Below are 26233 nucleotides of genomic sequence, written 5' to 3'. Positions count from 1 at the left end.
GGCCGCTGCTCAGGCTGCGGGCGACGCGTTGGCCTCTGAGCCCTCACAAGCCCTCCACCGGACTGGTGGGATACAGGGGGAGCACCGGCGCCCAGGGGCCTTGGAGATCCGCCGCCTGCGCCAGTTGCCCTAACTCCAACAGCTGCAGCGCATCGGTTTCGGCTTCCACCACAGCCGCAGCTTGGGCATCGGAACCACCCCAGCCCTCGCCGGGGCGATAGAGACGCGGCTGCTCAAGTTCCGCCACGCCGCCCAACACCGCCGGATCGCGGCCGTAACACCCCACCACGCTGCCGCGCCGTGGCAGCAGCTGGTGCAGCCACACCCGCTCACGCTTAGCGAGGAGGGGATCTGTGTGCAGCAAACGCCGGGCCATCAAGAGAAAGCTGCTGAAGCCGTGCAGCGGCACTGCTAATTGCTGCGCCAGGGTTCGCGCCAACACCACCGTGAGCCGAGTGCCGGTGAACCCGCCCGGCCCCGTGGCCACCACCAAGCGCCCGATCTGCGACCAGCACTCGGCTGGAAGAACCGATTCCACGCAAGGCAACAGTTCATTCGAGAGGCGGCGCCCCAAAGGGAATGTCGCCACCTGAGGGGTCGTCGCTGCAGAGCCCAGGCTCTGAGCTGCCACCGCAAGGGTGTCGCTGGAGCTATGCAGCGCGAGCAGTCGGGGAGCTGAGCTCATGTCGGTACCACCTGCTCGGGGCGTAGCCGTTGCCAGCGCCCGTGTTCGAGGGCAAAACTGCCGCAGCCGCGCACGTCCCACTCCACCCCCACGGCACCCTCGGGCAAATCCATCACCTGCACGTGGATCCGGGGCTGATCAGGCGAAAACGTGGGATGGGTGTTGAGATGCGGCACCCCATGCTGGCGCTCCACAGCGTGGTAGGCCTGGCACTGGTCAACCCAACGGCAATCCACGCAGATGCACATGCCCGGCGCCGCAGCGGATGGGGCCATTGTGAACCCTGCCGGGCTTGCTGAGCTGGCCTGGCAGCGCTTGCAGCCCGAAACGTGGCCACTGCCCCCTGAGGCCTTTCCAGCAGAGGCCACCCTGGTGGGGGGCGCAGTGCGCGACGCCCTGCTGAATCGCCTGGGACCACAACCCGATCTCGATCTGGTGGTGACCGGTGATGCGGTGGGGCTGTGCAAGACACTCGGCCGGCGCCACGGGGGCACGGCCGTGGTGCTGGATGCCGAGCGTTCGATCGCCCGCCTTGTGATCAGTGGCTGGAGCATTGATCTAGCTCGGCTGGAAGGCGGAAGCCTGGAGGCCGATCTGCATCGGCGCGACTACACGATCAATGCGATAGCGCTACCGCTGACCAAGCCGAAGCAGCTGGTGGACCCGTTGCAGGGATGTCGCGATCTAACAGCGGGCCTGCTGGTAGCCGTGTCCGAAGCCAACCTGCTCGATGACCCTTTGCGCCTCCTTCGTGGGTTGCGGTTGAGCGCTGAGCTTGGATTTCAGTTAGCCGCTGAAACAAGGCAGTGGATCGCGCAACACAACAGCGCCTTAGCCAGCGTGGCCGGGGAGCGAGCTCTAGCGGAACTCGAAAAGCTCGCCGCAGCCCCCAACGGGCATCAACAGCTGGGGGAAGCTCTGGAGCTCGGCCTGCTCAGCCCCTGGCTGGCCCGGAGCCAACCGGCGGATCAAGTGGTGTTGAGCCGGTGCACAGCCCAGGCGGCACAAGCGCTGGGGCTGAGTGCCAGCGAAGCCAGCTGGGCTCTGCCCTTGGCCAGGCTGGCTGCAGCGTTGGATGGGGAAGCGCTGCAGCAGCTGCGCAGCAGCCGCAAGCTGCAGCAGCGCGTGGTGGCCCTGCGCCATTGGCAGCAGCAGCTAGGCAGCTTCGATCCAGGCGGAGCCGCACAAGACCTGCCAGAGCCCGAGCGCCTGCAGCTGCACCGTGACCTGGAAGCAGATCTACCGGCATTGCTGATCAACTGGGGCGACAGCACAGCCAAGGCTTGGCTCCTGCGCTGGCAGGATCCAGAAGACCGCCTGTTTCACCCCAGGCCGGCCATCGATGGCGCCACCCTCCAGCGGGAGTTAGAGATCAAGGCGTCGCCAGAGCTGGGTGCGCTGTTGCTGCATCTAATGCAGCAACAAGCCTTCGGGCGCTTAAACAGCCGAAGCGATGCGCTGCAGTTCGCCAGAAATTGGCTGGCGTCAACTGAAGAAGCTGGCGGAAGGGCACGTCGCCGTGATTAACTTCATTCGCAAAGGCGTTTAAGACGACCTGATTCGCGCCAGTTCAGACGCTGAGTTCACGCCAGTTCGGTTAACAGCCTTGGAATGTCCCCGCCAGCGCCGATGTTTCGGTGCAGCCTGGCTTACAGGACGTCAACCAACAGCGTGGCTCGAGTCCGTGAGGCCAGAACACGTTTTTCCTTCTCTCTTCTTCCCTTCCTTCCCATGAGCGTTCGTCTGTACGTCGGCAATCTGCCCCAAAGCTTTGATGCCAAGGAGCTCGACGCTCTCTTCACTGGCGTGGGTGAGGGCATCCGCTTCAAGGCGGTACAGGACAGAGAAACCGGCGCCGGTCGTGGCTTCGGCTTCGCCAACGTGGACGACGAGAAGGTGGCCGATGCCGTCATTGAGCAGCTCAACGGCCATGTGTTTGCAGGTAATGCCCTGCGCATCGAACGCTCCGAGCGTCGCGATGAGCGCCGAGGCAACGACCGTCGCCCCGGCGGGGCTCCCGGCACGCCCGCTGTGGCGCGCAAGGCTGTGAACAAGGTGGTGCACAGCGACAGCGTTGAAGAAGGTGCTCCCGACCCCCGCTGGGCGGGCGAACTGGCCAAGCTCAAGAACCTGCTCGACAACCAAAAAGCGGCTGTCTAACCGCACTAGCGTCGGGGATGACCCCGCCGTTGACTCAGCCCGAGCTGCGTGAGCAGTTCGGGCTTTTGCATGGAGTCGAGGCCCCGCTTAGGGGAGCAAAGCAGCCAAGGCAATGACACCGGCAAAGATACCGAGGAACATGAAGCCCATCTTGGTCATCTTCGACTCGTGGTCATCCATGCCTTGATCCACGGCCTGCTCAAGATCGGCACGAAAGGCATCAAAGGCAGCGTCCTTGTCTGGCGGAGAAGGAGGTTTAGACATGCTTCAAGAAGTAATGGGACGAACCGGCAGCGCAGTAACCAGTCGACGTTGATTCTCCACCAAAAAGGGCCCTGACGGTCAGCCTGGCGCACACAACGAACATGGGATCAACAGCCAGAGTGCTAGGAGGGTTCGAAATCGGTGCTTGAACCGTGGCGACTGGTCTGGAGAACTTCTGGTATGCGGTGGAACACAGCCAGACCCTGCAGACCGAACCCATCTCGCTGCGCCTGCTGAATCAGCGGTACGTGCTGTTCCGAGACAAATCGGGCACTGCTCATGCATTGATCGACAGCTGCGCCCACCGCGGCGCGAGCCTTGGTAAGGGTTGGGTGGAAGGGAATTGCATTCGCTGCCCGTACCACGGTTGGAGTTACAACAGCGAGGGGCGTTGTGTTCGCATCCCCGCCGACGCCGAAGGCACAACAATTCCGGCGAAGGCCCAGGTAGGGGTGCTGCCGACTCAAGAGCGAAACGGCTTCATCTGGATCTTTCCGGGGGAGAGCAACCAGGCTGATCCAAACCTGATTCCTCCATTCCCGGAATTCGATCAACCTGGCTGGCGCACAGTGCAGGGCGAGTACCGATGGGATGCGAATTTCAGCCGAGTGGTGGAAGCGGGCCTCGACACATCACACGCTCCCTTCGTTCACCGACCATTTTTTCCCAACAGGGATGATGCCAGCGTTCACCCATTAGAAATCACCACAACCGATTTCTCTGTCAGCACTCACCAGCAGGTGAAGCCCCCAAAACGCCTGGGATTACTCAAATACATCATCAAAAAGGATCGCAAGCACTCCAGCTCCACACTCACATGCTATTTGCCCTGCATCAACAGAATCGCCATTGATTTCAACTGGCGAGGATACCAATACATCTACTTTGCAAGCAATATCCCTGTATCGGAAACAGAAACACTAACCAAGTGGATCGGGATCCGCAATTTCCTGCCACAGGCCTGGGCCGACAAGAACTCGATCAAAAATACGGTTGAAACCTACGAAGAAGACAAAGCAATCGTTGAAACACAGCCGCGCACCCCTTCATGGGTCACACAGGGCGCGGATCTACTCCTGGCATCTGACCAGCTGATTCTTGCTTACCGCAAAGCCCTGGCCAAAATATGCCAGCAGCAGGAGAGTTGCTGATGGCTAGCAAAACAAGCGACTTGACGACACTGCCACGCGACTGCTGGTATGCCATGGCGCTCTCAAGCGCTGTGAATCATCAACCCCTGGCAATACCGTTCGAGGGCGGAGAACTAGTTGCCAACCGAACTCAGCAAGGGTCAGTGGTGGTGCGGCGAGCACGCTGCGCCCATCGCGGCTGCTCACTCAGCGGTGGGTGGATCAAGAACGGACATCTCACCTGCCCGTATCACGGCTGGCAATACGATGACAGTGGACAGTGTGTCCACATTCCCGCCCTGCGTCAGGAGGAGTCGATTCCCGCGCGTGCACGTGTAGAGGCGCTGCCCGCCCAAGAGGCCCACGGGCTGGTTTGGGTATGGATCGCTGGTGAACATGCTCAGCCAACAACGGGGGTTGAGGCGATCCCCGAACTAGAGCTACCAGGGATGACCCACCAACCCAGTGCTGATCTGAGTTACACATTTCAAACGCACTTCAGCCGCAGCATCGAGAACGGAATAGATCCAACCCACGCTCCGTTTACCCACGGAGGCAGCATTGGCAAAGTCGACACCACAGCTAATCTTGTCTTCCCCACCTATGAGGTGGCGCAAACGGAACGAACCTTGTTTTCACGGATGCCGATCAAGGTGAAGAAGCTCCGGGGCATCGCCAAATGGCTACTACGAGGTGACGCTGAAGACATTTACAAGGCCTACCGATTTGTCTACCCTAACTTATTGCTTTCACTGGTGAACTTCGGCCGTTTCACGCTGGTGTCACTTCAAGCTCACGTTCCCACCGGAGGCACCAGCACATTGATGCTATCCACCAACTCGAGGAACTTCCTGCGGAATAAACCATTACTGACAAGCTGGTTCAATCGTGTCACCGTGAAAACAGGAGACAAGATTGCCCTGGAAGACGACGACGTAATCAAGACTCAGAACCCGCCGAGCGTAGCCTTCAAGGGATCGAACGACATCTTGGTCGCATCTGACCTAATTCTCATTGAGTTCAGGAAGATGATGAGCAAGCGCATGCAAACCAACCGCAAGGAGTGACAGACATGAACCCAATCACCCACCTACCCGTGAACTGCTGGTATGCAGTAGCTCCAGTGGTCACACTGACAGAAGAACCAGTTCTCGTCCCCTTTGCCGGCCAAGACTACGTCTTGTTCAGGAACAGAGATGGCAAGCCCGTGTGCTTCAGTGATCGCTGTCCCCACCGCGGGGCATCATTATCCTTAGGCACCCGCGAAGACGGATGCATCCGCTGTCCATTTCATGGATGGTTGTTTGATGATGGTGGCCACTGCATAGCCGTGCCGGCTGATGGAGATGGAGCCACCCTTCCAGCCCGAAGCAATCTCAAAGACGAGCAAGCCGTTTGTGAGCACGCAGGCTTTATCTGGCTGTGGCTTGGCGAGCAACCTGCTGATCACTCCACTCTCCCCAACCTTCCAGAGTTCAGCCCCCAGCAGTGGCAACACGTGAGCAACAGCTTCACATGGGATGCACACTTTTCACGCGTTATCGAATCAAACCTCGACAACTCCCATGCTTATTGGGTGCACAAGGGAACATTCGCAAGCCAGGATTCTCCGCTGTCGATTCCCTATGACCTCAACAAAGGCGACGACTGGGTCTCGGCCAAGGTGAAATTCGATCTTCCCCTGCCTAGCGCACTGAAGCTGATGCAACGCTTACAGGGCAAAGGACCAGGCCTGAGCGCTGAGACCACATTCAGCTTCTACCATCCCAACCTGAATATCGTTGACACGCGGGTTGGCGACTTCCTTCACGTCATCTTTGTGAATGCAAGTCTTCCACAGAGTGAAAACCAGACAATCTCACGCTGGATCAAATATTCACCGAAGAAGGCTTTCAACATGCCTGGACGAGAGGAGAAATCAACGGAAATCTCCCGCACCATCTTCAATGAAGATCACGGCGTCGTCCAGAGCCAACGCCCCTATGCTGTTCCTCTCGATTTTTCCCAAGAGAGTCACGTGAATTCAGACGTGCTCTCAATTGAATACAGAAAGATCCTCAAGAGGAAACAAAAGAGCTAAAGAGCCATTACGCTCGGTGGAAGAACCAGTAAGCACCAATCGCGAGAATAACCATCAATACAATGGGAACAGCGATCGCGGCCATCCCATTGTGGCTCTTAACAACACGAGACTCGTGCGCAACCACCGCTTGACGAATACTGATCTGCATCTCCTCCCGTAGACGCGCAAGCTCTGACTCCAAGGACTCTTCGCTGAACAACTCCTTGAGGCGCTCAAATGTTCCCTTGCCGAGCACCAGGCTCTTCTCTGGGTGAGTATAAAGAATATCCATCAGCTCTTCTTGCTCAATCTCGATCAGATTCACATCAGTTGCTGCTCGCGCATTGGACGTACGACTACGACGATCAATGATTTCGACTTCACCAAAGACGTAACCCGGTCCATGGGTGGCATCGACACCCTCCCCTGTCTCTGGATAGGGAGTAGTGAGCTCGATTTTTCCAGAGCGCACCACAAAGAGGGATGTACTTGGCTCATCCACCCTGTAAACGTAATCACCAGACGGGACAGTGATGCGACGCATTGCCCGAATTTAGTCAAATCTGAGCGCAACTCTAAGCGGACGGCCCTTTAGGATTGCGTAACCTCACCCAGCTTCATGGCTGTCTCGACACCACGGCGACAGCCGATCCAGATCCTCAAGAAACGACCCTGGCTAACGCTTCTGGTGGTCGGAGGGCTTGGGTTTGGAGGCTGGAACCTGCTCAAACCAAAGCCAGTCCCGAAGCCACCTGCTCCGATCGTGCAGGTGGTGACAGCGCAGGGGCGGTTAATTCCTGAGGGAGGCCTTGTCAATCTCTCCATCCCTGCAGGAACCGCTGGTGGCAATGAGGTTGTGCAGCGTTGGCTCGTGAGTGAAGGTGCGACCATCCGGAAGGGACAGCTTCTCGCCGAGCTCAGTAGCTACCCGCAGCTGCAGGCGGCCCTAGATCGGGCTGAAGCGAACCTAAAGGCCACACGGTCACTCCTACCCTTCCTGATCATTAGTCGCGACAAAGGCGAACAACTCTTTGATGAAGGCGCTGTATCCGAAGAGGAATACGGGAAAGCGGTAGCAACCGTAACCACCAGAAAAGCCGATATCATCGGAAGTGAGGCTGCTGTGCAAGAGGCACGACTCAAGCTGGCTGCCGCTCAAATCCGATCTCCATTAGATGGAACTCTGATCCGCATCTACAGCTGGCCTGGGATGAAGGAAACGAGCGACGGGCTCGCTTTGATTGGCCGTACGGGAAAGATGCAAGTGTGGGCTCAGGTTTTCCAAAGCGATATCGCAAAAATACGGCCCGGCCAAACCGCAACCATCAAACCTGAAACGGGCGACTTTCTGACAACCATGAATGGCACCGTGGAAGCCATCATTGGGAATGTTTCGGAAAGAGATTTGTTCGCAACAAATGCCAACAACGATGTTAACGCTCGAGTTGTTCTCGTAAAGCTAGATCTTGATCCCCAATACCAATCACAGGTGGAGCAACTGAGCGGCATGAACGTAACCGTGCGCTTCAAGTGATGACAAGCATCAAGCGCCTCATTGGGAGATTGAGCCTGTCTGACCTGCCGATGGCATGGTTGCAACTAAAACGCCAACCTGTGCGCTACTTGGTTGCGGTGGTGGGAATTGGCTTTGCCGCACTGCTGATGTATATGCAGATCGGCTTTCAGTCGGGCTTGCTCACCAGTGCAACAACCTTTTACGAGGCATTAAATGCTGATCTAGTGCTGATCAGCCCTGGCACGCTGAACAGCGGCAGCTTTGAGCAGTTTCCACAGTCGCTGCTCTTTCGCAGCCTTGGCGTGGGAGGAGTCAAGGAGGCGATTCCTCTCTACATAGCCAACATCAGCGTTCAACGATTGGGCGACATCAAGCCCACAAGCCTAAGATTGATTGGCTTTGCACCAGATGATAAAGCGCTTGATCTCCCCGCAGTCAACGACCAGATATCGCTGATCAAGACACCAGGCTACGTACTGTTTGACGAGCTTGGCAATAACAACACGGGACCCATCACCGAAGCAGTTGAGAGCAACGGATCACAGTTCCTCAGCCTGATTGATCTATCCAAGAATTTTCGTGTCGTAGGCCTCTTCAGGCTTGGATCCACATTTGCCGCGGATAGCAATCTCGTCAGTAGCGACACGACTGCAATACAGCTTGCCTATCAGCAAATTAACCTAGGGGAAATTTCCATGGGTTTGATCCGGCTTGAGCCAGGCGCCAACATTGCCCAAGTCCAAGCCTTCCTGAAGAAAACCTACGGATCACAGCTCCAAGTTCTGACGAAGCCTCAGCTGATTGCGCAGGAACAGAACTATTGGAATACATCCTCATCCTTCGGTGTCATTTTTGGATTCGGCACGTTTATGGGCCTGCTCGTTGGCGGGGTAGTGGTTTACCAAGTGCTCTACACCGATGTGAGTGACCACCTCAAGGAGTACGCAACATTGAAGGCAATGGGCTTTTCAAATACATTCATCTTGATCATCGTTGTTCAAGAGGCAATACTGCTAGCAGTTTCTTCGTTCATCCCTGCCACCCTTGCTAGTACAGCAATGTACGCCTTTCTCACATCGGCGGCTGGCATTCGCATCTACATGACAAGCGACAAAACCATGCTTGTTGGCAGCCTCACGCTTGGCGTCTGTGCCGCCTCCGCTGCGATTGCAATCAGGAAATTGCGCGATGCCGATCCAGCATCTGTGTTCTAGGGGGGCTTGATAGACATGAATAACATCGTGATACAAACTGAGGGTCTATCCCATAGTTACGGGGAAGGAGCACTGAAATCGCAGATCCTGCATCAGCTGAGTTTCCACGTCAATGCAGGAGAAGTCACACTACTCGTTGGCCCATCGGGAAGCGGGAAAAGTACCCTACTAACTCTCATCGGTGCCTTAAGAAGTGTTGAAGAAGGATCACTTCAGGTCCTCGGGGAAGAGCTCATGGGAGCCAGCGAAAGAGCCAGGATGCACATCCGGCGGCGCATCGGCTTTATTTTCCAAAGCCACAACCTTGTTTCATCACTCACGGTGCTGCAGAACGTGCAGTTGTTGCTGCAACTCAAGGAGCCCAATCAGTCGAAGCGAGTCCAGAAAGCTTCAGAGCTGCTGGAGGCAGTGGGCCTGTCGCATCGGCTACATCATTACCCTGACGAACTCTCCGGAGGGCAGCGTCAGCGCGTAGCCATTGCACGCGCACTGGCTCCTGAACCAGAACTAGTGCTGGCCGATGAACCCACGGCGTCACTTGACAGTAAATCAGGGCAAGATGTCGTGGAATTGCTGGGAAACCTCTGCCGGAACCGAGGCAGCGCAGTGCTGTTGGTGACCCATGATCTCAGACTGTTGAAGGATGCCGACAAAATCTGGAAAATTGAAGATGGCAGAGTTGCGAGCTGGCAACCAGACCCATCCCAGCTGAACACTCACTGATTCAAGGATTGATTAATGACGACGTTGGTGTACCCACCGGAATGGCAGAAAAGTTGGGAATGGAAAGGGCTGCGGATGAGCTTCATTCAAACCCCCGACCAACCATCGCGCCCGTCCGGGCAGGGAGCGACAGTACTCATCCACGGATTCGGTGCCTGTAAGGAGCACTGGAGACATACCGTTCCAGCCCTGCTGGAGCAGCAACAGGTGATCGCAATCGATCTCGTTGGGTTTGGAGCCACTGACAAGCCAGCCTCACGACTCAAATCAGAGACAGCACGGCAGGGGTGGCGCTACGGCATCGATAGCTGGGCCGAACAGGTGGTTGCGCTCGTAAAGCATCTCCAACTAGGGCCCGTGCAACTGGTCGGGAACTCGATCGGTGGCGTTGTGGCTCTCGCAGCTGCACAGCAACTTGAGCAGCAGGGCGATCCCGTTGCTCAGGTGGTGCTGATCGACTGTGCCCAGCGCAACCTTGACGACAAACGACTGGCTGAGCAACCGCCGCTGCGACGCTGGGGTCGCCCTCTGCTGAAATCACTGGTGCGCCAACGCTGGTTCACACGCGTCGTGTTCCGGTCGGTGGTGCAGAGAGGCGTGATCAGAAAAGTGTTACTGCAAGCGTATCCGTCTGGGCGCAATGTGGATGAACAGCTGATTGACATCCTGATCACACCGGCCCAACAAAGCGGTGCTGATGAGGCTTTTCATGGCTTCATCAATCTGTTCGACGACCGCCTAGCTCCTGAGATCCTTGAAACACTGCATACCCCTGTTGCGATGATCTGGGGGGAAAAAGACCCCTGGGAGCCCATCGCTGAAGCCGAGCGATGGCTGAGGTTCCCTTGCGTCAAAAGCCTGCATCGCCTACCTGGACTGGGGCATTGTCCACACGACGAAGACCCCGGGGCCGTGAACGACACTCTCAAAACCCTGCTCACCCAAGTGGACCAACCCACGTGCTGAAGAAACTGCATACTCCGATCGGCCTGGTCTTCACCACGCTGTTTCTGGACAAGCTCGGAGAAAACATTGTTTATCCCCTGCTTCCTTTCATCCTTGCTGCGTACAAACCCGATGCACTGACCCTTGGCCTTGTGGCCTCTGTGGGAACGCTGTGCGCGGTACTGACAGGGCCAATCGCCGGTGCGCTCAGCGACGCCCTTGGGCGTAGGCCGGTGATTCTGATCTGTATTGCCATCAACCTGATCTCTCTGTTGATGTTTGGCTGGGCTGGAAGCCTGGCGATGGTGTTCACCTCACGTGCCCTCAATGGTGTGGGGAGTTCAACGATGGGAACGCTGCAGGCCTACATCACCGACATTTCAACGCCCGAAAATCGGGCCAAAAATCTTGGAGTTAGTGGCGCAGCCTTCGGACTCGGAGCGATTGCGGGGCCTGCACTTGGTGGTGGGCTCGTAGGTCTTGGTGCGTCAGTCCCCATTTTTGTAGCCGCAGCTCTCTCGGGTTACAACCTGCTTTCGGCATCAATGCTTCTGCGTGAGTCGCTGCCCGTTGCCGAACGGCAAGCCCCCCGCTGGAGTGCTCTGAACATCGTGGCTCCAGTGCTGCAGTTAGTGACGCGGCCAGGAATTAATAGAATTTCACTGGCATTTGCAGCCTTCAATCTCTCGTTCTCTGCCTTTACTAGCTTGCTGGTTCTTGCTTTGAAAGATCAATTCGGGTGGAACCCCGGGCAGACCAGCGGGCTATTTGTGGTGGTGGGTGTGACACTCACCTACGTTCAAGTTGCTCTGATTGCCAAAGCCGTGAAGCGCTGGGGTGAATGGGAGGTCAACCGCTATGGCATGGGGTTGGTTGCCCTTGGTGTGATGACCATCCCAGCAGCCCAGATCCTGGGGCCATGGGCTGCTTCGATGGTTGTATTCGGTGGAGTCTTGCTGGCTACCGGCGCCGCCTTCGTGATTCCCACTGCACGAAGCCTTGTGTCAGGCATGGTCAGTCAGCGCAACCAGGGGGTCACCCTGGGCAGCCTGGCCTCGCTCACGGGTATTGCCAGTGCAGCTGGGCCTGTTGCCGCGGGCTGGCTTTACGACCAATCCTCACTCACGAGTTTCGCGTTTGAAGCTGGCGCATGCCTTCTGGGAATGGTGTTGCTGGGGCGAGCTCCAGGCGCACATCCTTTGGCCTCAGAATCCAGCGCAAGCTAAGCGTTACTTCGGTTACCAAGCCGAGTTTTCCAGACCTGCTGTTCCGGTTGGTAGGTCATCCAACCTTTATCTGCCAGCTGATCGAGCAGTGACAAGGCGTCTGCAGACTCCCACGAAAGGCCCCAGTCCTGTTCAAGTAGCAAGCTGAGATCCTCATGCTTGAGGCCGCGTTTCAAACCCGCCTTGAGCAACCGACGTAGTCGCGAGGAAGGCAAACCAACCATCGATGACATCGTCAGTGGGCTATCGGGGAGCCCATCAAGATCAGAGAACTGATGAGACACAGCTCTCTAGGTGAAAATATCTTGGGTCAGAGTTTTAGCTAGCTGGTTCACCTCTGAACTCCAAGGATGATTGGGGTAGGCCAGCACAGCCAGACCACCGCTGGCAAGCGTAAGCAGGTCTTCGCTCAACGGAAGAACGGCGCCAATTTCAGTGTTGTAACTCGCGAGCACCTTCTCACGAACGGTCTCGGGGTCATAATGCGAAGGGAGCTTATTAACAACAATACGAATCTCTGCCACATCAAGCTGCTGCGCCACTTCCACAGCAACAGCAGTGCCCAGGTAATCCTGACTATCAGGCCGCATGACCATGAATAGGCAGTCGGCAATTGCGGTTGACAAGAGAGTTTCTTCATTAATACCAGGATGGGTATCAACTAGAACAACATCCAGATTGAGCTCATCAATCAACGCGAACATGGCGTCATTGAGTCGCTCAACTTCGTAGCCCTCACGAAGCAGTCGAGCAATTCGATCACTGTCCATAGAGCCGGGCACCAACCAGATGTGCCCCTTGGCGCGCTTCACGGGCTCGGGTGTCACCTCATGAGCACATCGGAGGATCGGAGCGTCTTCCTGAAGAAAATCATTCAGGGTCGCGTCACCTGGCTGCGCGGTGAACCCGAACAAGACATGCACCCCTGGAGACGCCAGATCGGTATCGAACACAGCAACCCGCTTGCCCTGCAGAGCCAGGGCTGTAGCCATGTTTGCGGAGAGGTTGGATTTACCGGTACCGCCTCTGAAGGAGTGGATCGCCAGGATGTGCGCCATCGATGCCACAGGCCCAAGAGCCCTTACTCTAACTGCCTGGGAAAGATGGCTTTGAGACCGGCGTCAATCGCGGGATCCTCAGTTTCGACAACGGATTACCGATCTCCTGAAGGAGTGAGGGATCCTCTTGATAAGTGAGGCCGCTGGCCCGAGAGAGGCTCACAAGAGAGATGTTGTAATCAGCCAGCTGGTCTATATAGTCACTAACAGCGCCGGTTAGATCTTGCTGTGCCTGCACAACATCAGTGATATTTCCATAGCCAGCATTAAAGCGTAAGGACTGCAAACGAAGTGCTTCGCTGGCTGCGTTAGCCCGCTGCGAGGCAAGCACAACGGCTTCACGACCTTGTTTCACCTGTGCGTAAAAGGCTTGTACATCTCGCCTGACCTGGTTGACGGCCTGCTGAAAACCAGCTTCAGCCGCTCGCGCACGACGCCGTGATGCGGCGGCGGTCATCCTGGCTTGGCCACCATCAAAACCAGTGAACGTGATCTGCAAAAGAGTAGAACCATTCCACAAATCAGAACGCGCCTCTGAGACCCAAGGAGGCCCAATAGACGTATAGCCAACACCTTTATTCCAATACAGTGTATTCACCAGGGCAATGGTTGGCCTGTAGATCGAAAGGTCAATCTGAGCTTGCGCTTCATTCACTTTTACTTCTGCAAGCTGCTGCTCGATCACTTTGCGATATTGCAAAGCAGATTGAATCGTGTCTTCGAGACTGGCGCTCCAGACCCCCAGAGGCGCAAGCTCTTGAGATAACAGAATCTGAGCCGCCTTGACTTCGTTCAGGCGCTCCGCCAAATCGGCCTGTGCCTCTTCGGCAGTACCAATCGCGTTAACAAGATTGACTTGATCACTCTTGAGAACCGTAATCTGTTTAGCGACATCCAGCTGGGATGCAACGCCAAAGCGAACCCTTGACTTCGCCAAAGTGAGAAGTCGCTGATCATTATCAACCAAATCACGACCAGTCTCAATCTTGGCGACAGAGCGCTGGAGCTGGATATAAGCCTCTTTTGTTCGGAGCCGGTTATCGCGACGAGCAATCACATAAGAATCGACAGATTGACGGACAAGATATTTATTCTTCCAGATCGAAGGGGTGCGAGCAGGGTCAAAGACATTCCAGGCGATATCAAATTGGCTGAGACTCTGGAAATAGCTGCCACTGAAGCCGCGCTGGCTGGCATAGGGATTGCCGTCGGCGGGCGCGCCTACACCCGTTAGAGCACCAGGGTAGTTGTAGAAAGCAGTCTCCCCGTACATGCCTCCATTGAGCGTGGCATTGATCACTGGCCACCAGGTGGCATAGGCAGCTCCCAAAGCATTTTGAGTCGCAACAAGCTCTTCATAGCTTTGACGCACAACAGGATTGCGACGATCAGACAGCTGAACAGCCGATTCGAGATCGAGATTGCCTAGCTGCTCAACAGGGATGGGCTGGAACTCTTCAAGTGGGAGGGGCTTCTGGCTTGGCCAGCCAGCACCGAGCGATTCCACATCAGCGGTGCTGGGCAACGGCTTTGGCTCAGCAGCACGGGCAACACCAGAAGCAGCAAGACAAGCAGCCAGGAAGGTGGCAGGCATGCCGACAGGCCCCCAGCCAAGAATGGGGCGCATCATCGGGCTTGTGAGATCACGAAGGACAAAGGTAAATCAAGTAGCTTCCCAGCTCTTGGAACAAAAGCACGATGATTAAACACATCATAATTAGCTTGTTCGATCACATCAAGGATGCCTCGATACAAGCGAAGAGACGCCCACACTGGCCAGCGAGCGTCGGGACCCAGCCAGCGAACACCAGTTTCGGAACGAGCAAACCAAGAACGCGCTCGTTCAACCTGGAAACGCATCATGGATCGCCAATTATCATTGAGCTCACCGCGCATCAGCTCTTCCTCACTGTAGGAAAAACGCTCCAAGTCTTCCTGTGGCAAATAAATCCTTCCGCGGCCACGATCTTCACCCACATCGCGCAGGATATTGGTGAGCTGATTGGCAATTCCCAAGGCAACGGCAGCATCAGATGTGTCTGGAGATTCACTCCAGGGCGCTGATGTATAGGCCGGATCCAAGCCCATCACTTCTTGAGTCATTAGGCCCACAGTTCCAGCAACTCGATAGCAGTAGAGCTTGAGATCAGCAAACGTGCCATAGCGATGCTGATGAAGATCCATCCGTTGGCCTTCAATCATGTCCAAATACGGCTGAAGCGGCTGTGGATAGCGATCGAGGGTATCCCGCATGACCAGATCAAGGCCGTCACTGATCTCACCGTTGAACAAATCACGCGTTCGCGCCTCCCACGCATCGAGGCGTCGAGCAAGCTCCTCAACAGGTTGCTGTTGTGCTTCCGCACTGTCCATGAGCTCATCGGTGCGCCTGCACCAGACGTAGATGGCCCAGATCGCCCGACGCTTGGCCGGGGGCATCAGCAAGGTTCCGAGGTAAAAGGTCTTCGCCCACCGAGCCGTCTCCTGGCGGCACTGCTCATAGGCCTCAGGCAGGGTGGGAAGCACCACGGAAGCGGGAGAACGACCGCCATCGTGGCAGAGCGCGACACTCATTTCGTTCCTCCACGCCGCTGGCGACGCTCGCGCATGGCCCGGGCCCGCTCTGAGAGGGCCGAAAATGACGGATTCGACACGATCGAGCCAACCTGGACCTTGAGAGCCTGACGATTGATCTGAATCTCCAGGCCCTTCATCGTGTGGCGAAGATCGCTTTCGCGCCGCTGGATGGCTCCAGTCATGCTGTCGATGGCGGAGAACAGAGGCTGAAAACGCGGGTCATCGCGAAGGGACGGGTCAATAGCCGTCATTGCCTGATCGGAGCGCTTGAGTTCGCGCTGCAAGCATTGTTGACTTTGCAGCAGCTCCTCATACAGCTTCACCTCTTCATCGTGGCGCGCTTTGTCACGCAGACAAGCACCAATTCGCGCCCTCAAAAGAGTGGCGTTAAAAGGCTTAGGCAAATAATCTTCTGCGCCAATCTCAATGCACCGCACCACACTGGAGAGCTCATCCAGCGCGCTGATCATAATCACAGGAATAGATCGGAGCCGATCGTCATTCTTTAGAGCCTTCAAGGTTCCATATCCATCCAGACGAGGCATCATCACATCAAGCAGAATGAGGTCAAAACTCGTTCGCTTAGCTTGAAGCAAAGCGTCCTCTCCATCGCAGGCTGTTGTGACGACATGGCCCTGCCTGCTCAAACGTTCCGCCAGAACATCGCGGTTAAGCTCGTCATCATCAACCACAAGAATCCGGCCAGGCAAGGTGGCCTCCGCTGACCGAAAGCCAACGTCTGATCCAGCTTCCTCCTCTAAGTCTGGAGGAACCTCAAAAGCAAAGGATGGAACCTCATGTTGCGAAGATGCGAGAGGCGGGGCTTCCGTTAGACGCTCGCGAATCATTGTCAACAGGCTGGTAGCAGCGCGTTGGATTTTGCGCAAGTCGTCGACAAACTCCTGCTGCTGGGAAGCAGCTGCATCCTCCTCCAACATCTCGCTATAACCAAGGATCTGGTTAATTGGCGTACAGAGGTCATGGCGGAGATCAGCCAGATTCTGTTGATGAGCTTCAGATGCAGTAGACATCACAGCACCTTGCCAACACGATCTAATTGGGCGGAGATTTTCTCCAACAAACGCGGTAGATCAATTGGCTTGGTGTCGTACTCGTCGCAGCCAGCCTGCAAACACTTTTCACGATCACCGTCCATGGCATGGGCCGTGAGACCAATCACTGGGATACCCGACGAAGCAGGATCGGCCTTCAACCGGCGTGTGGCCTCCCAGCCATCCAGAACAGGCAAGCTCATATCCATCAAGATGAGATCGGGGCTGACCTGAGAGGTCATTTCGATGGCTTGCTGACCATCAACGGCCATCAATACCTCAAAACCTTTACGGGATAAACGGCGCGAAAGCATATCGCGGTTCATCTCATTGTCTTCAACTAGCAGAATTCGGATTGTCATCGTTGCTTAGGCCTTCACCGAAAGAATTGCATTGATTTGATCGAGCAAAGATACTGCAGTAATATTGCCCTTTGTGAGCACATCTGCGACCCTGCCGTTAAGGCGTCGGTGGTCGTCCGGAGTTAGGTCTTTTGCTGTAAGAACAACAACAGGTATCGAAGCCGCCAGGGGATTTAAGCGTAATCGCTCGAGAAACTGCAACCCATCCATCTCTGGCATCATCAGATCCAGCAGAATCAACGAGGGCCGCACATGGGCAATCTCAGCCAAGGCTTCATGCCCGTTAGCAGCGTGAACCACCAACCAACCTCGACGCTCTAAGAGTTTGCGCAGCCACTCTGCATTGGCAGGCTCGTCTTCCACCACAAGCAAACGTGGCGGTTCAGGCCCGCCGCTGGACTGGATAGCCGACAGCAGTTGTTTGAGCTCAGGTCGATGCAGAGGCTTATGCAACCAGCCGCTGGCACCCAGAGAACGCGCCAGTAAATGATTGTCAAGCACACTCATCATCACGACGGGAATGCTGCAGAGAGAAGGATCTGACTTGATGGTTTGCAACACATCCCAGCCATCAAGACCGGGCATCATCACATCAAGCGTGATCGCATCCGGGACCAGCTGACGGGCCAAATCGATGCCCTGTTCACCAGACTGGGCAATAACCGCCCTAAAACCTTCCGTTTGTAGATGACGGCGAACAAGATCAGCGGAGGCAGGATCATCATCGATAATCAAAACCGTACCCCTTGCTGCAACCACTGGCATGCCCTCGGGATCAGAGGGTTCCGTGATTGCTCCAGGCGTCGCCGGCACAGCATGGACCTCACCGCTGGCCGAGGTGACCTCGCTCACCACCCGAGGAACCGTGAGGGTGAAGGTACTGCCAACACCCACTTCACTGCTAACGGTGATGTCGCCACCCATTAATCGAGCAAAGCGCCGGCTAATCGCGAGACCCAAACCTGTACCTCCGTACTTGCGGGTGGTGCTGCTGTCAGCCTGGCTGAAACTCTGGAACAGACGCGCCATTTGCTCATCTGTCATGCCAATTCCAGTATCTGAAACCGCAAATTGAACGCACTCGGCACTGTCTTCATCACCATGGCCATCTACCACTGAGACCCTGACGCTAATCACTCCATCCTCAGTGAATTTACTGGCGTTGCTGAGCAGATTTAACAGGCATTGACGCACCTTGGTGACGTCGGCATGCATCACACCCACATCAGACGAAGAATCTAGACTCAACTTGTTACGATTTCGCTCAAGCAGTGAGCCAACCGTGGAGACAACTCCATCGAGAAGCTCAGGCACATCGAAATCTTCCAGATAGAGCGTCATCTTGCCTGCCTCGATCTTGGAAAGATCCAGGACATCATTAATCAGGCCAAGGAGATGACGGCCTGCGGAGAGGATTTTTTGCAAATCGTCGGCCATCTCATCTGGCTCCAGATCCTCCGCCTCTTCAATCAGCATCTCGCTGTAGCCGATGATGGCATTCATGGGCGTTCTCAGCTCATGGCTCATGTTGGCGAGAAAAGCACTTTTGGCCTGGTTCGCCTCTTCAGCCTCTTGGCGTGCCTTCAGGGCAGCACGCTCTTCAAACTGAGCAACACGCCTTGCCGATTCGCCCTCAATCAGAGCCTGGGTGAGGCGACGACTCACGAACCAAGAGAGCACCAACACCAAGAAAATCACCAAAACGGTGACTCCCAGCACACCAATCGTTAACTGGCGCGCGCGCCGATCAATATCAGGCGTGTAAGATGCGATAAAAACACGAGATTTCCAAGGCGCAAAGAGCCTCGTTGAGATTGCATAACCATCCCGGTTTGTCGAGGAGTCACGCGATGTTGCGAGCAAGCCACCAAGAACCGTATCAACCTGCTGCTTTGTGACGGAGCTCGACCACAACTCTATATCGCCATCAGGGTCTTGCACGGCTATAAAACCTTTCTCAAGGATGCGAACATCCCTTACCGTGCGCGTAATCTCCTTCAAAGAATCAATTAGATAGCCACTATAAAACGCGCCAATGATCCCGCCAGATCGATCACGGATAGGGATATAAGTAGCAAAATATAGCTGTCCGAGAATCTCAACAACACCAAGAAACTGATCTCCTCGCTTCAAGGCACGCTCAGCATCGCCACCTGGATGGAGCAATGTTCCAACAGCAAGAACTCCTTTCTCATCACGCACATTCGTGACCACACGAACGAACTCACCTTGTTGATTTAGTGCGAAGACAGTGGCAGTACCTCCCATCTTTGCAACAACATTCTCCAGCAAGTCCTTACGGTCTGTGAGGAGCTGACCGCCAAAACGCAAGCCGGGCAGCGGCTGACCAGACCGAGCTACCGAAACAGGCAAGAGCTCGGGATCACCGAGAGCTAGATAATCAGACTCAAGGAAGCGCGCACCACCGAGCGACATGCGGCGGTAGATCGCATCCGAAATCTTGAGCTGGCTGATGAGGTTATTACCAATCGCTTCAACCTTCTGATCTGTAAGCGTGAGGATGGTTTGCCGCAGCCGATAAAAGCTGTAGCCGCCAGACCCTAGAAGCAGTGCAGTAATGAGACAAAACCAGGCGATTGCACCACGCCTAACCCGACGAGCAATGGAGCGAGCCTCAACCTCGAGCGAAGCGGCAGGTGCAGGGCCTGTATGGGCCATCAAGCAGCTGGCGCCATGGCGAGAGGTGACTGAGCCAAGGCCTCAGCACACAATTTGCCACTGAGCACAGCGCCTTCCATTGAGGCCAGATAGCGCTGCATCGTGTAGTCGCCGGCGAGGAAGAAGTTGGCGATCGGGGAGGTCTGATCCGGGCGTAACTGCTGGCAGCCCGGCACGGTTTTATAAACCGACAGAGGCGTCTTCACCACGATCGACTTGCGCAGCTGTGCTTGATCATCCCCGGTGAAGTGCATCGGGAACAGACGCTTGAGTTCTTCCATCGTGGCGGCAATAATCTCCTCGTCACTACGGCCGATCCAATCCTTCGCTGGAGCAAACACCAGCTCGAGCATGGAGCGATTGGGATCTTCGTACTCCTTACAGGTGTTGCTCATGTCGGCATACACGCTGAGCAGGGGGCTGCGGCTAAACAACAGGTGATCGATCTCAGTGAGCTTGCGATCAAACCAGAGGTGGATATTGATCACGGGCACGCCGTTGAGGCCATCGAGCTTTTTGAAGTAGGGCATCTGCTTCCAGGGCTCAGGCAGCAGCAGCTTGAATGGATCCACCGGCAGGGCACTCACGTAGGCGTCAGCCTGCAGGGTGAAGCCCTCCTTACCTTTGATTCCACCGATGCGGAAGCCGCTGACGCTGCCATCGGCATTGAGTTCGATCTCCCTCAGGGGCGAATCGAGATGCACCTCACCGCCGCGCTCGGTGACGTAATCCACGATCGGCTGGCACAGCCGCTGAGGTGGGTTGCCATCGAGGAAGGCCATTTTCGAGCCATCACCCTCCTGCAGGAAGCGGTTGAGGGCCGTGAGCACCACGGTGCTGGAGATCTCATCGGGATCGATGAAATTCAGCGCCTTGGCCATGGCGATGAACACCTCATCGTTCACCCGCTCGGGGATGTTGTGCAGCTTCAACCACTCGGTCCAGGAGTATTGATCGCACTCCTCCACGTACTGCTGACCGCGCAGCATCGCCGGCACCAGACCGAGGCCGAAGGAGATCTTCTCCGGCCAGCTCAGCATGTCGTTATTTCCGAGAATCGCCGCCACCCCGTTGAAAGGCGCCGGGAGATCTGGGAAATCAAAGCGGCTGTAGGTGCCGGGCGTCTCTTTCTGGTTGAAGATCATCGAGTGGCTCTTCCACTGGAGCCGGTCCTCGATGTTGAGTTCCTTGAACAGCTGGCGCATGTTGCGATACGCGCCAAAAAAGATGTGAAGACCGGTCTCGTACCAGTCACCGTCTTCGTCTTGCCAGGCGGCCACCTTGCCGCCCAACACATCGCGGGCTTCCACCACCACCGGGGTGTGGCCTGCGTCGCAGAGGTACTTGGCACAGGCCAGACCGGCCAGACCAGCACCAGCAATGGCGACGCGCATGAAAAACCCCGAATCAGGAAACAACCTTAAGGGGGCCCGCCGCTGAGCCGCTTGACCGGCAGAGGCGCAGGGTTTCTAAAGTCAATGCAGCCGGTCCCTGGGTCTGCCGGCCTGTGCTGCCCCAACCCGAACCATGGCCGACACCCTGATCAAGTGCACCACCCGCCACGTGCGGATCTTCACCGCCCGCGTGGACAACGGCCAGCTGGTCACCGACCCCCACCAGCTCACCCTCGACCTGGACCCCGACAACGAATTCCTCTGGGACAACGCCAGCCAGGAGGCCCTGCAGCAGCGCTTCCGTGAGCTGGTGGAGGCCCATGCAGGCGACGACCTCAACGACTACACCCTCCGCCGCATCGGCTCCGACTTGGAAGGCAAGATCCGTGAGCTGCTGCAGGCCGGCCAGCTCCGCTACAACCCCGATTGCCGGGTGCTCAATTACTCCATGGGCCTGCCTCAGGCTCCCCAGAGCGCATGACCCGATCCCGCAACAGCCGCGGCTACGACGACGATCGCTACGGCTATCCAGACGAGCGGCGCGGGCGTGAACCCCGCGGCCGCAACCCCTACGGCAAACCTCCCGGCGGCCCAGGTGGCGGACCCAGTGGTGGCAATGGCTTCCAGTTCAACGTGGCTAGCGGGGCCATCCTCGCGGGCGTCTTGGTGGTGGGCATCGGCATCGGCACCGGGATTTCCAGCACCACCCAGGGCGATCAGGGCAACATCGCCAGCTCGCAGCAGCTCGATATGGCTGTGCCCGATCCGGAATTCTGTCGGCAGTGGGGCGCCAGCGCCTTCGTGATGGACATCGAGCTGTACACCACGATGAATCCCAGTACCAGTTTCGTGACGCAGCCTGCGCTCAAGCCAGGCTGCGTGATCCGCCGGGAGAACTGGAGCGTGCTGCAGAAGCAAGGTGCGGTGACCTCCGAGCAGATGCGTCAATGCAAACAACGCATGAACACCTTTGCCTACATCGGTTCGGTGAAAGACAAGCCGATCGTGCGCTGCGTCTACCAAACCGACATCAGCGAAAACAAGTTCCTCACCAAGGGCGTCGCTGACGACACCGTTGGCATCACCCCCGAAGCTGATCAGTTCTGATCGGTGGCCGGCACCTCGGCAGCAGGTGCCTGGTTCTGGAGCAACGGGCGGCGCAGAGGGCTGTCGGGGCTGGCAAACACCGGCAGCACTTCTTTGCGGAATGCATCCGCTGCCCGTGAGCAGTAGCGCGAGGGATGGCTGATCAGCTTCAGCTGCCGGCGCACCGAAAGGTCGGCCAGGCTGGGGCGATGCAGGCTGCCGGCAGCTAGCTCTCGCTCAATCGACACAACCGGCAGGAAGGCTGCCCCAAGGCCGCTCTGCACTGCATTTTTGATCGCTTCAAACGAGTTGAGTTCCATCTCGATCTTGAGCCGCGACACATCCAGCCCGGAGCGCGCCAACAGCTGATCCACCATCTTGCGAGTGGTGGACTGGGCATCCAGGCAGACGAAGCCGAGCCGGTAGAGATCATCCTTGGTGAGCTCAGCCAACCGCGCCAGGGGGTGCTTGGTGGGCAGCACTAGGGCCAGCTCATCGCTGGCGTAAGGAAGCACCTGCAACAGCTCGTTGAGTTCGCTGGGCAGCTCCCCACCGATGATCGCCAGATCGATCTGGCCGTTGGCCACGCTCCAGCCCGTGCGACGGGTGCTATGCACCTGGAGCTGCACGGCCACCTCGGGATATTTCTGGCGAAACAGACCGATCATCCGCGGCATCAGATAGGTGCCCGTGGTCTGGCTAGCACCCACGATCAGCGAGCCGCCCTTGAGGTTGTGAAGATCATCGAGGGCGCGGCAGGCCTCCTGGCACTGGCTCAGGATGCGGTCGCAGTAGCTCAGCAGCAGATGGCCTGCTTCGGTGAGCTGGGCCTTGCGGCCGCCCCGATCGAAGAGCGACACATTGAGCTGCTTCTCCAGATTCTGGATTTGCAGGCTCACGGCCGGCTGCGTCACATAGAGGCTGTCGGCCGCCTTCTTGAAGCTGCCCTCGCTGGCAATCGCCCGCAGGATGCGCAACTGATCAAGAGTGAAGGGCAGATCAGCCATGCAGAGGCGCAGGAGGCCTGCAAGAAGTCGAACTCTAGGAGCCTTCTCGGGCAGGGCTCATGGCTGGGGAGAATCAGCCCACTCCACGCACCGCCCACTCCGTGACTCCCACCAGCGATCTGCACCACAGCAGTTGGGTGATGCTGGCCTTGCTGCTGGGCTTTGCCGTGATCCACAGCGGTGGCGCTTCGCTGCGCTACTGGGGGGTTGAACGCATCGGCGAGCGGGCCTGGCGGCTGCTGTTTGCCGCGCTGAGCATTCCTTCGGCCGTCGTGGTGATCGGCTATTTCCTGCAACACCGCTACGACGGCCTGCGGCTCTGGAACCTGCAGGACCAACCCTGGATCATCCCGCTGGTGTGGTGCGGCACCGCGATCAGCTTTTTGTTTCTCTACCCGGCCACCTACAACCTGTTGGAGATTCCGGCCGTGTTGAAGCCGCAGGTGCGGATGTACGCCACCGGAATCATCCGAATCAGCCGCCACCCCCAAGCGATCGGCCAGATCCTCTGGTGCTGCACCCACCTGCTCTGGATCGGCAGCAGCTTCATGGTGGCCACCTGTGTGGGTCTGATCGCACACCACCTCTTCGCGATCTGGAACGGTGATCGGCGCCTGGCCAACCGCTTCGGGGCTGCCTTTGAGGAGTTGAGGGCCAGCACCTCAGTGATCCCGTTTCGCGCCGTGCTCGACGGCCGCCAGCAGCTCGTGATCAGCGAATTTCTCAGGCCGGCCCAGCTGGGGATCGTCATTGCCGTGGGTGTGTTCTGGTGGGCCCATCGCTTCATCGGCGCCGGCGCGGTGACATTTGCCCGCACCGGGCTTTCCCACTGGCTCGGATAGGCGCCAGGAAAGCTTGCTCCGCTCTGCCTACACTCGCCCTGATTGATTCAGCCCCGGATGCCCTCGCCCGCCGAACTCGCCTGGCTGATTCCGGTGCTGCCCTTGATCGGGGCGGCGATTGTGGGTCTTGGCCTGATCAGCTTTAACCGCACCGTGAATCGGTTGCGCAAGCCGGTAGCGCTGCTGCTGATCACCAGTGTGGGCGCGGCCGCTGTGCTCAGTTACGCCGTGCTGGCCCAACAGCTGGCTGGAGCGGGCCCCACCGAAGTGCTGTTCAACTGGGCCAGCGCCGGGGCCTTCACCCTGGAGATGGGATTCCGCGTGGATGCCCTTGGCGCTGTGATGCTGGCGCTGGTCACCACCATCGCGGTGCTGGTGATGGTGTATTCGGATGGCTACATGGCCCACGACAAGGGCTATGTGCGCTTTTTCACTTACCTGGCCCTCTTCAGCAGTTCGATGCTGGGCCTGGTGATCAGTCCCAACCTGCTCCAGATCTACGTGTTCTGGGAGCTGGTGGGCATGTGCTCCTACCTACTGGTGGGCTTCTGGTACGACCGTGATGGCGCCGCCAATGCCGCCCAGAAGGCTTTTGTGGTGAACCGGGTGGGCGACTTCGGCCTGCTGCTTGGCATCCTCGGTCTGTTCTGGGCAACCGGCAGCTTCGGCTTCGAGCAGGTGGGCAGTGGCCTTCAAACCGCCATTGCCAATGGCAGCGTGTCCAATGGCGTGGCCGTTCTGCTCTGCCTGCTGGTGTTCATGGGCCCGATGGCCAAGTCAGCCCAGTTCCCCCTGCACGTGTGGCTGCCCGATGCGATGGAGGGCCCTACACCGATCTCCGCCCTCATCCACGCCGCCACGATGGTGGCCGCTGGAGTGTTCCTCGTGGCCCGACTGCAGCCGGTGTATGTGCCGTTCCCCGAGGTGCAGGTGGTGATCGCCGTGATCGGCACGATCACCTTGTTTTTGGGGGCCTCAATCGCCCTCACCCAGATGGATCTCAAGAAGGGGCTGGCCTATAGCACCGTGAGTCAGCTGGGTTACATGATGCTTGCCATGGGCTGCGGCGCCCCAGTGGCGGGCATGTTCCACCTGGTGACCCACGCCTTCTTCAAGGCCATGCTCTTCCTGGGTTCAGGCTCGGTGATCCACGCCATGGAAGAGGTGGTGGGTCACGAGGCGGTTCTCGCGCAGGACATGCGCCTGATGGGAGGCCTGCGCAAGCACATGCCGATCACCAGCAGCACCTTCTTCATCGGCTGCCTGGCGATCAGCGGCATCCCTCCTCTGGCGGGCTTCTGGAGCAAAGACGAAATCCTCGGCCAGGCCTTCGGCAGCTTTCCGGTGCTTTGGGCCGCCGGCTTCATTACTGCCGGCATGACTGCATTCTATATGTTCCGGCTCTACTTCCTCACCTTCGAGGGCAGCTTCCGCGGCAACGACAAGGCCATGCAGGCTCAGCTGATGGCGGCCGCTGGCAAGAGCGCTGAAGACCATGGCGATGACCACGGCCACGCCCATGCCGAACACCCCCACGAGTCTGGCTGGCAAATGGCCATGCCCCTGGCGGTGTTAGCGGTGCCCTCGGTGCTGGTGGGCCTGCTGGGCGTGCCCTGGAACAGCAGATTCGGATTCCTGCTGGATCCCCATGAAGCCGCAGAAGTGGCCGAGCATTTCAGTTGGGGTGAATTCCTGCCCCTAGCCGGCGCCTCCGTGGCCGTTTCCCTGGTAGGCATCACCGTGGCGGTGCTGGCCTACGCCTTGCGCCGGATCGATCTGGGCACGGCTGTAGCCGGCCGCTTCCCCACGATCAACGCCTTCCTGGCCAACAAGTGGTATCTCGATGCCATCAACGACAAGCTGTTTGTGCAGGGCACCCGCAAGCTGGCCCGCTCCGTGTTGGAAGTGGATTCCAAAGTGGTCGACGGCGTGGTGAACCTCACCGGCCTGGTAACCCTCGGCAGCGGCGAAGGCCTCAAATACTTCGAAACCGGCCGGGCGCAGTTCTACGCCCTGATTGTGTTCGGAGGCGTGATCGCGCTGGTTGTGCTGTTCGGCGTCCTTGGGTGATACCTGAGGCATTGCCCTGAAGCTGGCTGCCGCGCGCAAGCGCTGCGGATGCCAGCTTCAGGGCAACGCCTCAGGCGCCCATAAGGGGGAGGCACACCAGGAGCCAGCCAGGTCAGCGTGGGTGATCCCCGCCAGCCCCTGCCTCCCACCCTCGGGGGGCCTGGGGTGTGTTCCCGGGGCG

27 protein-coding genes and 1 pseudogene are annotated in these 26233 nt (G+C 57.6%); 15 read left to right on the top strand and 13 right to left on the bottom strand.

Annotated elements, in window-relative coordinates; all coding sequences use genetic code 11:
* Positions 1 to 43 precede the first annotated feature (43 nt).
* Positions 44 to 685 carry a tRNA (adenosine(37)-N6)-threonylcarbamoyltransferase complex dimerization subunit type 1 TsaB gene (gene tsaB, locus KJJ24_RS13445; protein ID WP_214339485.1) on the bottom strand — a complete coding sequence of 214 codons (642 nt, stop codon included), beginning with the start codon at positions 683 to 685 and terminating at the stop codon, positions 44 to 46.
* Positions 682 to 933 (bottom strand): Ycf34 family protein, encoded by a 252-nt coding sequence (locus tag KJJ24_RS13440; RefSeq protein ID WP_214339484.1) that lies wholly within the window; start codon positions 931 to 933, stop codon positions 682 to 684. Before KJJ24_RS13440 ends, tsaB begins: the two co-directional genes overlap by 4 nt.
* On the opposite strand from KJJ24_RS13440, the gene KJJ24_RS13435 reads away from it, so the two are divergent.
* Positions 932 to 2212 (top strand): CCA tRNA nucleotidyltransferase, encoded by a 1281-nt coding sequence (locus tag KJJ24_RS13435; protein ID WP_214339483.1) that lies wholly within the window; start codon positions 932 to 934, stop codon positions 2210 to 2212. The two genes, KJJ24_RS13440 and KJJ24_RS13435, sit on opposite strands and share 2 nt — an antisense overlap.
* A 204-nt stretch (positions 2213 to 2416) precedes the next feature.
* On the top strand, positions 2417 to 2845 hold the full coding sequence (locus tag KJJ24_RS13430) for an RNA-binding protein (protein ID WP_214339481.1): 429 nt from the start codon (positions 2417 to 2419) through the stop codon (positions 2843 to 2845).
* A gap of 87 nt (positions 2846 to 2932) precedes the next feature.
* Here KJJ24_RS13430 and KJJ24_RS13425 read toward each other — a convergent pair whose 3' ends face one another.
* Positions 2933 to 3109, bottom strand: coding sequence for a hypothetical protein (locus tag KJJ24_RS13425; RefSeq protein ID WP_214339479.1), 177 nt, complete (start codon positions 3107 to 3109; stop codon positions 2933 to 2935).
* 152 nt (positions 3110 to 3261) lie between these two features.
* On the opposite strand from KJJ24_RS13425, the gene KJJ24_RS13420 reads away from it, so the two are divergent.
* The 3 genes and pseudogenes from KJJ24_RS13420 to KJJ24_RS15160 form a co-directional block, all read left to right on the top strand.
* Positions 3262 to 4260, top strand: a complete 999-nt coding sequence (locus KJJ24_RS13420; protein WP_214339477.1) for an aromatic ring-hydroxylating dioxygenase subunit alpha — start codon at positions 3262 to 3264, stop codon at positions 4258 to 4260.
* A 53-nt stretch (positions 4261 to 4313) separates the two neighbouring features.
* On the top strand, positions 4314 to 5306 hold the full coding sequence (locus tag KJJ24_RS13415) for a Rieske 2Fe-2S domain-containing protein (RefSeq protein WP_214339475.1): 993 nt from the start codon (positions 4314 to 4316) through the stop codon (positions 5304 to 5306).
* A gap of 5 nt (positions 5307 to 5311) precedes the next feature.
* A pseudogene (locus KJJ24_RS15160) lies at positions 5312 to 5527 on the top strand (Rieske 2Fe-2S domain-containing protein); the annotation flags it as partial.
* Here the strand turns inward: KJJ24_RS15160 and KJJ24_RS15015 are convergent.
* The gene (locus tag KJJ24_RS15015) at positions 5492 to 5737 is read right to left on the bottom strand and encodes a hypothetical protein (RefSeq protein ID WP_250544795.1); all 246 of its coding nucleotides are present in this window, start codon (positions 5735 to 5737) and stop codon (positions 5492 to 5494) included. The pseudogene KJJ24_RS15160 and the gene KJJ24_RS15015 overlap by 36 nt on opposite strands.
* Here KJJ24_RS15015 and KJJ24_RS15010 point away from each other — a divergent pair, their 5' ends adjacent.
* A complete protein-coding gene (locus KJJ24_RS15010) occupies positions 5738 to 6319 on the top strand; it encodes a hypothetical protein (RefSeq protein ID WP_250544794.1) in 582 nt (193 codons plus the stop codon).
* A gap of 7 nt (positions 6320 to 6326) precedes the next feature.
* On the opposite strand, the gene KJJ24_RS13405 is transcribed toward KJJ24_RS15010, so the two are convergent.
* On the bottom strand, positions 6327 to 6845 hold the full coding sequence (locus KJJ24_RS13405; protein ID WP_214339471.1) for a cyclic nucleotide-binding domain-containing protein: 519 nt from the start codon (positions 6843 to 6845) through the stop codon (positions 6327 to 6329).
* A gap of 75 nt (positions 6846 to 6920) precedes the next feature.
* Between KJJ24_RS13405 and KJJ24_RS13400 the strand changes: the two genes are divergently transcribed.
* Genes KJJ24_RS13400 through KJJ24_RS13380 form a run of 5 tightly spaced genes read left to right on the top strand, consistent with a single transcriptional unit; the run spans position 6921 to position 11925 of the window.
* The gene (locus KJJ24_RS13400) at positions 6921 to 7835 is read left to right on the top strand and encodes an HlyD family efflux transporter periplasmic adaptor subunit (protein ID WP_214339469.1); all 915 of its coding nucleotides are present in this window, start codon (positions 6921 to 6923) and stop codon (positions 7833 to 7835) included.
* Complete coding sequence (devC, locus tag KJJ24_RS13395) at positions 7835 to 9031, top strand: ABC transporter permease DevC (protein WP_214339467.1); 1197 nt, start codon at positions 7835 to 7837, stop codon at positions 9029 to 9031. Before KJJ24_RS13400 ends, devC begins: the two co-directional genes overlap by 1 nt.
* Positions 9032 to 9046: 15 nt before the next feature.
* Positions 9047 to 9754: an ATP-binding cassette domain-containing protein gene (locus KJJ24_RS13390; protein ID WP_214339465.1), complete on the top strand. Its 708-nt coding sequence runs from the start codon at positions 9047 to 9049 to the stop codon at positions 9752 to 9754.
* Positions 9755 to 9769: 15 nt separating this feature from the next.
* Positions 9770 to 10720: an alpha/beta fold hydrolase gene (locus tag KJJ24_RS13385; RefSeq protein WP_214339463.1), complete on the top strand. Its 951-nt coding sequence runs from the start codon at positions 9770 to 9772 to the stop codon at positions 10718 to 10720.
* Complete coding sequence (locus tag KJJ24_RS13380; RefSeq protein WP_214339461.1) at positions 10714 to 11925, top strand: MFS transporter; 1212 nt, start codon at positions 10714 to 10716, stop codon at positions 11923 to 11925. Before KJJ24_RS13385 ends, KJJ24_RS13380 begins: the two co-directional genes overlap by 7 nt.
* Before the next feature lie 290 nt (positions 11926 to 12215).
* Here the strand turns inward: KJJ24_RS13380 and KJJ24_RS13375 are convergent, their stop codons facing one another.
* The 7 genes from KJJ24_RS13375 to pds are packed head-to-tail and all read right to left on the bottom strand — an operon-like array spanning position 12216 to position 21047.
* Complete coding sequence (locus tag KJJ24_RS13375; RefSeq protein WP_214339459.1) at positions 12216 to 12983, bottom strand: MinD/ParA family protein; 768 nt, start codon at positions 12981 to 12983, stop codon at positions 12216 to 12218.
* A gap of 28 nt (positions 12984 to 13011) precedes the next feature.
* The gene (locus tag KJJ24_RS13370; RefSeq protein WP_214339457.1) at positions 13012 to 14577 is read right to left on the bottom strand and encodes a TolC family protein; all 1566 of its coding nucleotides are present in this window, start codon (positions 14575 to 14577) and stop codon (positions 13012 to 13014) included.
* A 32-nt stretch (positions 14578 to 14609) separates the two neighbouring features.
* Positions 14610 to 15557, bottom strand: coding sequence for a phytoene synthase (locus KJJ24_RS13365; RefSeq protein WP_214339456.1), 948 nt, complete (start codon positions 15555 to 15557; stop codon positions 14610 to 14612).
* The gene (locus tag KJJ24_RS13360) at positions 15554 to 16591 is read right to left on the bottom strand and encodes a response regulator (protein ID WP_214339455.1); all 1038 of its coding nucleotides are present in this window, start codon (positions 16589 to 16591) and stop codon (positions 15554 to 15556) included. Before KJJ24_RS13360 ends, KJJ24_RS13365 begins: the two co-directional genes overlap by 4 nt.
* Positions 16591 to 16974 (bottom strand): response regulator, encoded by a 384-nt coding sequence (locus KJJ24_RS13355; RefSeq protein WP_214339454.1) that lies wholly within the window; start codon positions 16972 to 16974, stop codon positions 16591 to 16593. Before KJJ24_RS13355 ends, KJJ24_RS13360 begins: the two co-directional genes overlap by 1 nt.
* 6 nt (positions 16975 to 16980) lie before the next feature.
* On the bottom strand, positions 16981 to 19653 hold the full coding sequence (locus KJJ24_RS13350) for a response regulator (protein ID WP_214339453.1): 2673 nt from the start codon (positions 19651 to 19653) through the stop codon (positions 16981 to 16983).
* Positions 19653 to 21047, bottom strand: coding sequence for a 15-cis-phytoene desaturase (gene pds, locus KJJ24_RS13345; RefSeq protein WP_214339452.1), 1395 nt, complete (start codon positions 21045 to 21047; stop codon positions 19653 to 19655). The genes KJJ24_RS13350 and pds overlap by 1 nt, the downstream gene beginning before the upstream one ends.
* Positions 21048 to 21180: 133 nt before the next feature.
* Between pds and KJJ24_RS13340 the strand changes: the two genes are divergently transcribed.
* Together KJJ24_RS13340 and KJJ24_RS13335 are read left to right on the top strand one after the other, a co-directional pair.
* The gene (locus KJJ24_RS13340) at positions 21181 to 21528 is read left to right on the top strand and encodes an NAD(P)H-quinone oxidoreductase subunit M (RefSeq protein ID WP_214339451.1); all 348 of its coding nucleotides are present in this window, start codon (positions 21181 to 21183) and stop codon (positions 21526 to 21528) included.
* A complete protein-coding gene (locus KJJ24_RS13335; protein WP_214339450.1) occupies positions 21525 to 22154 on the top strand; it encodes a DUF3172 domain-containing protein in 630 nt (209 codons plus the stop codon). Before KJJ24_RS13340 ends, KJJ24_RS13335 begins: the two co-directional genes overlap by 4 nt.
* On the opposite strand, the gene KJJ24_RS13330 is transcribed toward KJJ24_RS13335, so the two are convergent.
* Entirely contained in the window at positions 22145 to 23140 is a 996-nt protein-coding gene (locus tag KJJ24_RS13330) for a LysR family transcriptional regulator (RefSeq protein WP_214339448.1), read from the bottom strand. The two genes, KJJ24_RS13335 and KJJ24_RS13330, sit on opposite strands and share 10 nt — an antisense overlap.
* 140 nt (positions 23141 to 23280) lie before the next feature.
* Here KJJ24_RS13330 and KJJ24_RS13325 point away from each other — a divergent pair, with 140 nt between their 5' ends.
* Both KJJ24_RS13325 and KJJ24_RS13320 read left to right on the top strand, forming a co-directional pair.
* Positions 23281 to 23982: an NnrU family protein gene (locus tag KJJ24_RS13325; protein ID WP_214343713.1), complete on the top strand. Its 702-nt coding sequence runs from the start codon at positions 23281 to 23283 to the stop codon at positions 23980 to 23982.
* Positions 23983 to 24039: 57 nt separating this feature from the next.
* Positions 24040 to 26052, top strand: coding sequence for an NAD(P)H-quinone oxidoreductase subunit 5 (locus tag KJJ24_RS13320; protein ID WP_214339446.1), 2013 nt, complete (start codon positions 24040 to 24042; stop codon positions 26050 to 26052).
* Positions 26053 to 26233 lie beyond the last annotated feature (181 nt).

Source organism: Synechococcus sp. LA31 (assembly GCF_018502385.1).
Lineage (GTDB): Bacteria > Cyanobacteriota > Cyanobacteriia > PCC-6307 > Cyanobiaceae > Vulcanococcus.
Note: the sequence above shows the minus strand (reverse complement) of the source record. Positions and strands in the feature narration are given on the sequence as shown.

Excerpts from the sequence above, each read along its gene's own strand:
- KJJ24_RS13325 (WP_214343713.1), top strand. The coding sequence starts at position 23,281 with ATGCTGGCCTTGCTGCTGGGCTTTGCCGTGATCCACAGCGGTGGCGCT.
- KJJ24_RS13435 (WP_214339483.1), top strand. The coding sequence starts at position 932 with ATGCCCGGCGCCGCAGCGGATGGGGCCATTGTGAACCCTGCCGGGCTT.
- KJJ24_RS13390 (WP_214339465.1), top strand. The coding sequence starts at position 9,047 with ATGAATAACATCGTGATACAAACTGAGGGTCTATCCCATAGTTACGGG.
- KJJ24_RS13400 (WP_214339469.1), top strand. The coding sequence starts at position 6,921 with ATGGCTGTCTCGACACCACGGCGACAGCCGATCCAGATCCTCAAGAAA.
- KJJ24_RS13385 (WP_214339463.1), top strand. The coding sequence starts at position 9,770 with ATGACGACGTTGGTGTACCCACCGGAATGGCAGAAAAGTTGGGAATGG.
- pds (WP_214339452.1), bottom strand. The coding sequence starts at position 21,047 with ATGCGCGTCGCCATTGCTGGTGCTGGTCTGGCCGGTCTGGCCTGTGCC.
- KJJ24_RS13415 (WP_214339475.1), top strand. The coding sequence starts at position 4,314 with ATGGCGCTCTCAAGCGCTGTGAATCATCAACCCCTGGCAATACCGTTC.
- KJJ24_RS13370 (WP_214339457.1), bottom strand. The coding sequence starts at position 14,577 with ATGCCTGCCACCTTCCTGGCTGCTTGTCTTGCTGCTTCTGGTGTTGCC.
- KJJ24_RS13335 (WP_214339450.1), top strand. The coding sequence starts at position 21,525 with ATGACCCGATCCCGCAACAGCCGCGGCTACGACGACGATCGCTACGGC.
- KJJ24_RS13375 (WP_214339459.1), bottom strand. The coding sequence starts at position 12,983 with ATGGCGCACATCCTGGCGATCCACTCCTTCAGAGGCGGTACCGGTAAA.
- KJJ24_RS13340 (WP_214339451.1), top strand. The coding sequence starts at position 21,181 with ATGGCCGACACCCTGATCAAGTGCACCACCCGCCACGTGCGGATCTTC.
- KJJ24_RS13320 (WP_214339446.1), top strand. The coding sequence starts at position 24,040 with ATGCCCTCGCCCGCCGAACTCGCCTGGCTGATTCCGGTGCTGCCCTTG.
- KJJ24_RS13330 (WP_214339448.1), bottom strand. The coding sequence starts at position 23,140 with ATGGCTGATCTGCCCTTCACTCTTGATCAGTTGCGCATCCTGCGGGCG.
- KJJ24_RS13440 (WP_214339484.1), bottom strand. The coding sequence starts at position 933 with ATGTGCATCTGCGTGGATTGCCGTTGGGTTGACCAGTGCCAGGCCTAC.
- KJJ24_RS13360 (WP_214339455.1), bottom strand. The coding sequence starts at position 16,591 with ATGTCTACTGCATCTGAAGCTCATCAACAGAATCTGGCTGATCTCCGC.
- KJJ24_RS13355 (WP_214339454.1), bottom strand. The coding sequence starts at position 16,974 with ATGACAATCCGAATTCTGCTAGTTGAAGACAATGAGATGAACCGCGAT.
- KJJ24_RS13405 (WP_214339471.1), bottom strand. The coding sequence starts at position 6,845 with ATGCGTCGCATCACTGTCCCGTCTGGTGATTACGTTTACAGGGTGGAT.
- tsaB (WP_214339485.1), bottom strand. The coding sequence starts at position 685 with ATGAGCTCAGCTCCCCGACTGCTCGCGCTGCATAGCTCCAGCGACACC.
- devC (WP_214339467.1), top strand. The coding sequence starts at position 7,835 with ATGACAAGCATCAAGCGCCTCATTGGGAGATTGAGCCTGTCTGACCTG.
- KJJ24_RS13350 (WP_214339453.1), bottom strand. The coding sequence starts at position 19,653 with ATGGCCCATACAGGCCCTGCACCTGCCGCTTCGCTCGAGGTTGAGGCT.
- KJJ24_RS13365 (WP_214339456.1), bottom strand. The coding sequence starts at position 15,557 with ATGAGTGTCGCGCTCTGCCACGATGGCGGTCGTTCTCCCGCTTCCGTG.
- KJJ24_RS13425 (WP_214339479.1), bottom strand. The coding sequence starts at position 3,109 with ATGTCTAAACCTCCTTCTCCGCCAGACAAGGACGCTGCCTTTGATGCC.
- KJJ24_RS13430 (WP_214339481.1), top strand. The coding sequence starts at position 2,417 with ATGAGCGTTCGTCTGTACGTCGGCAATCTGCCCCAAAGCTTTGATGCC.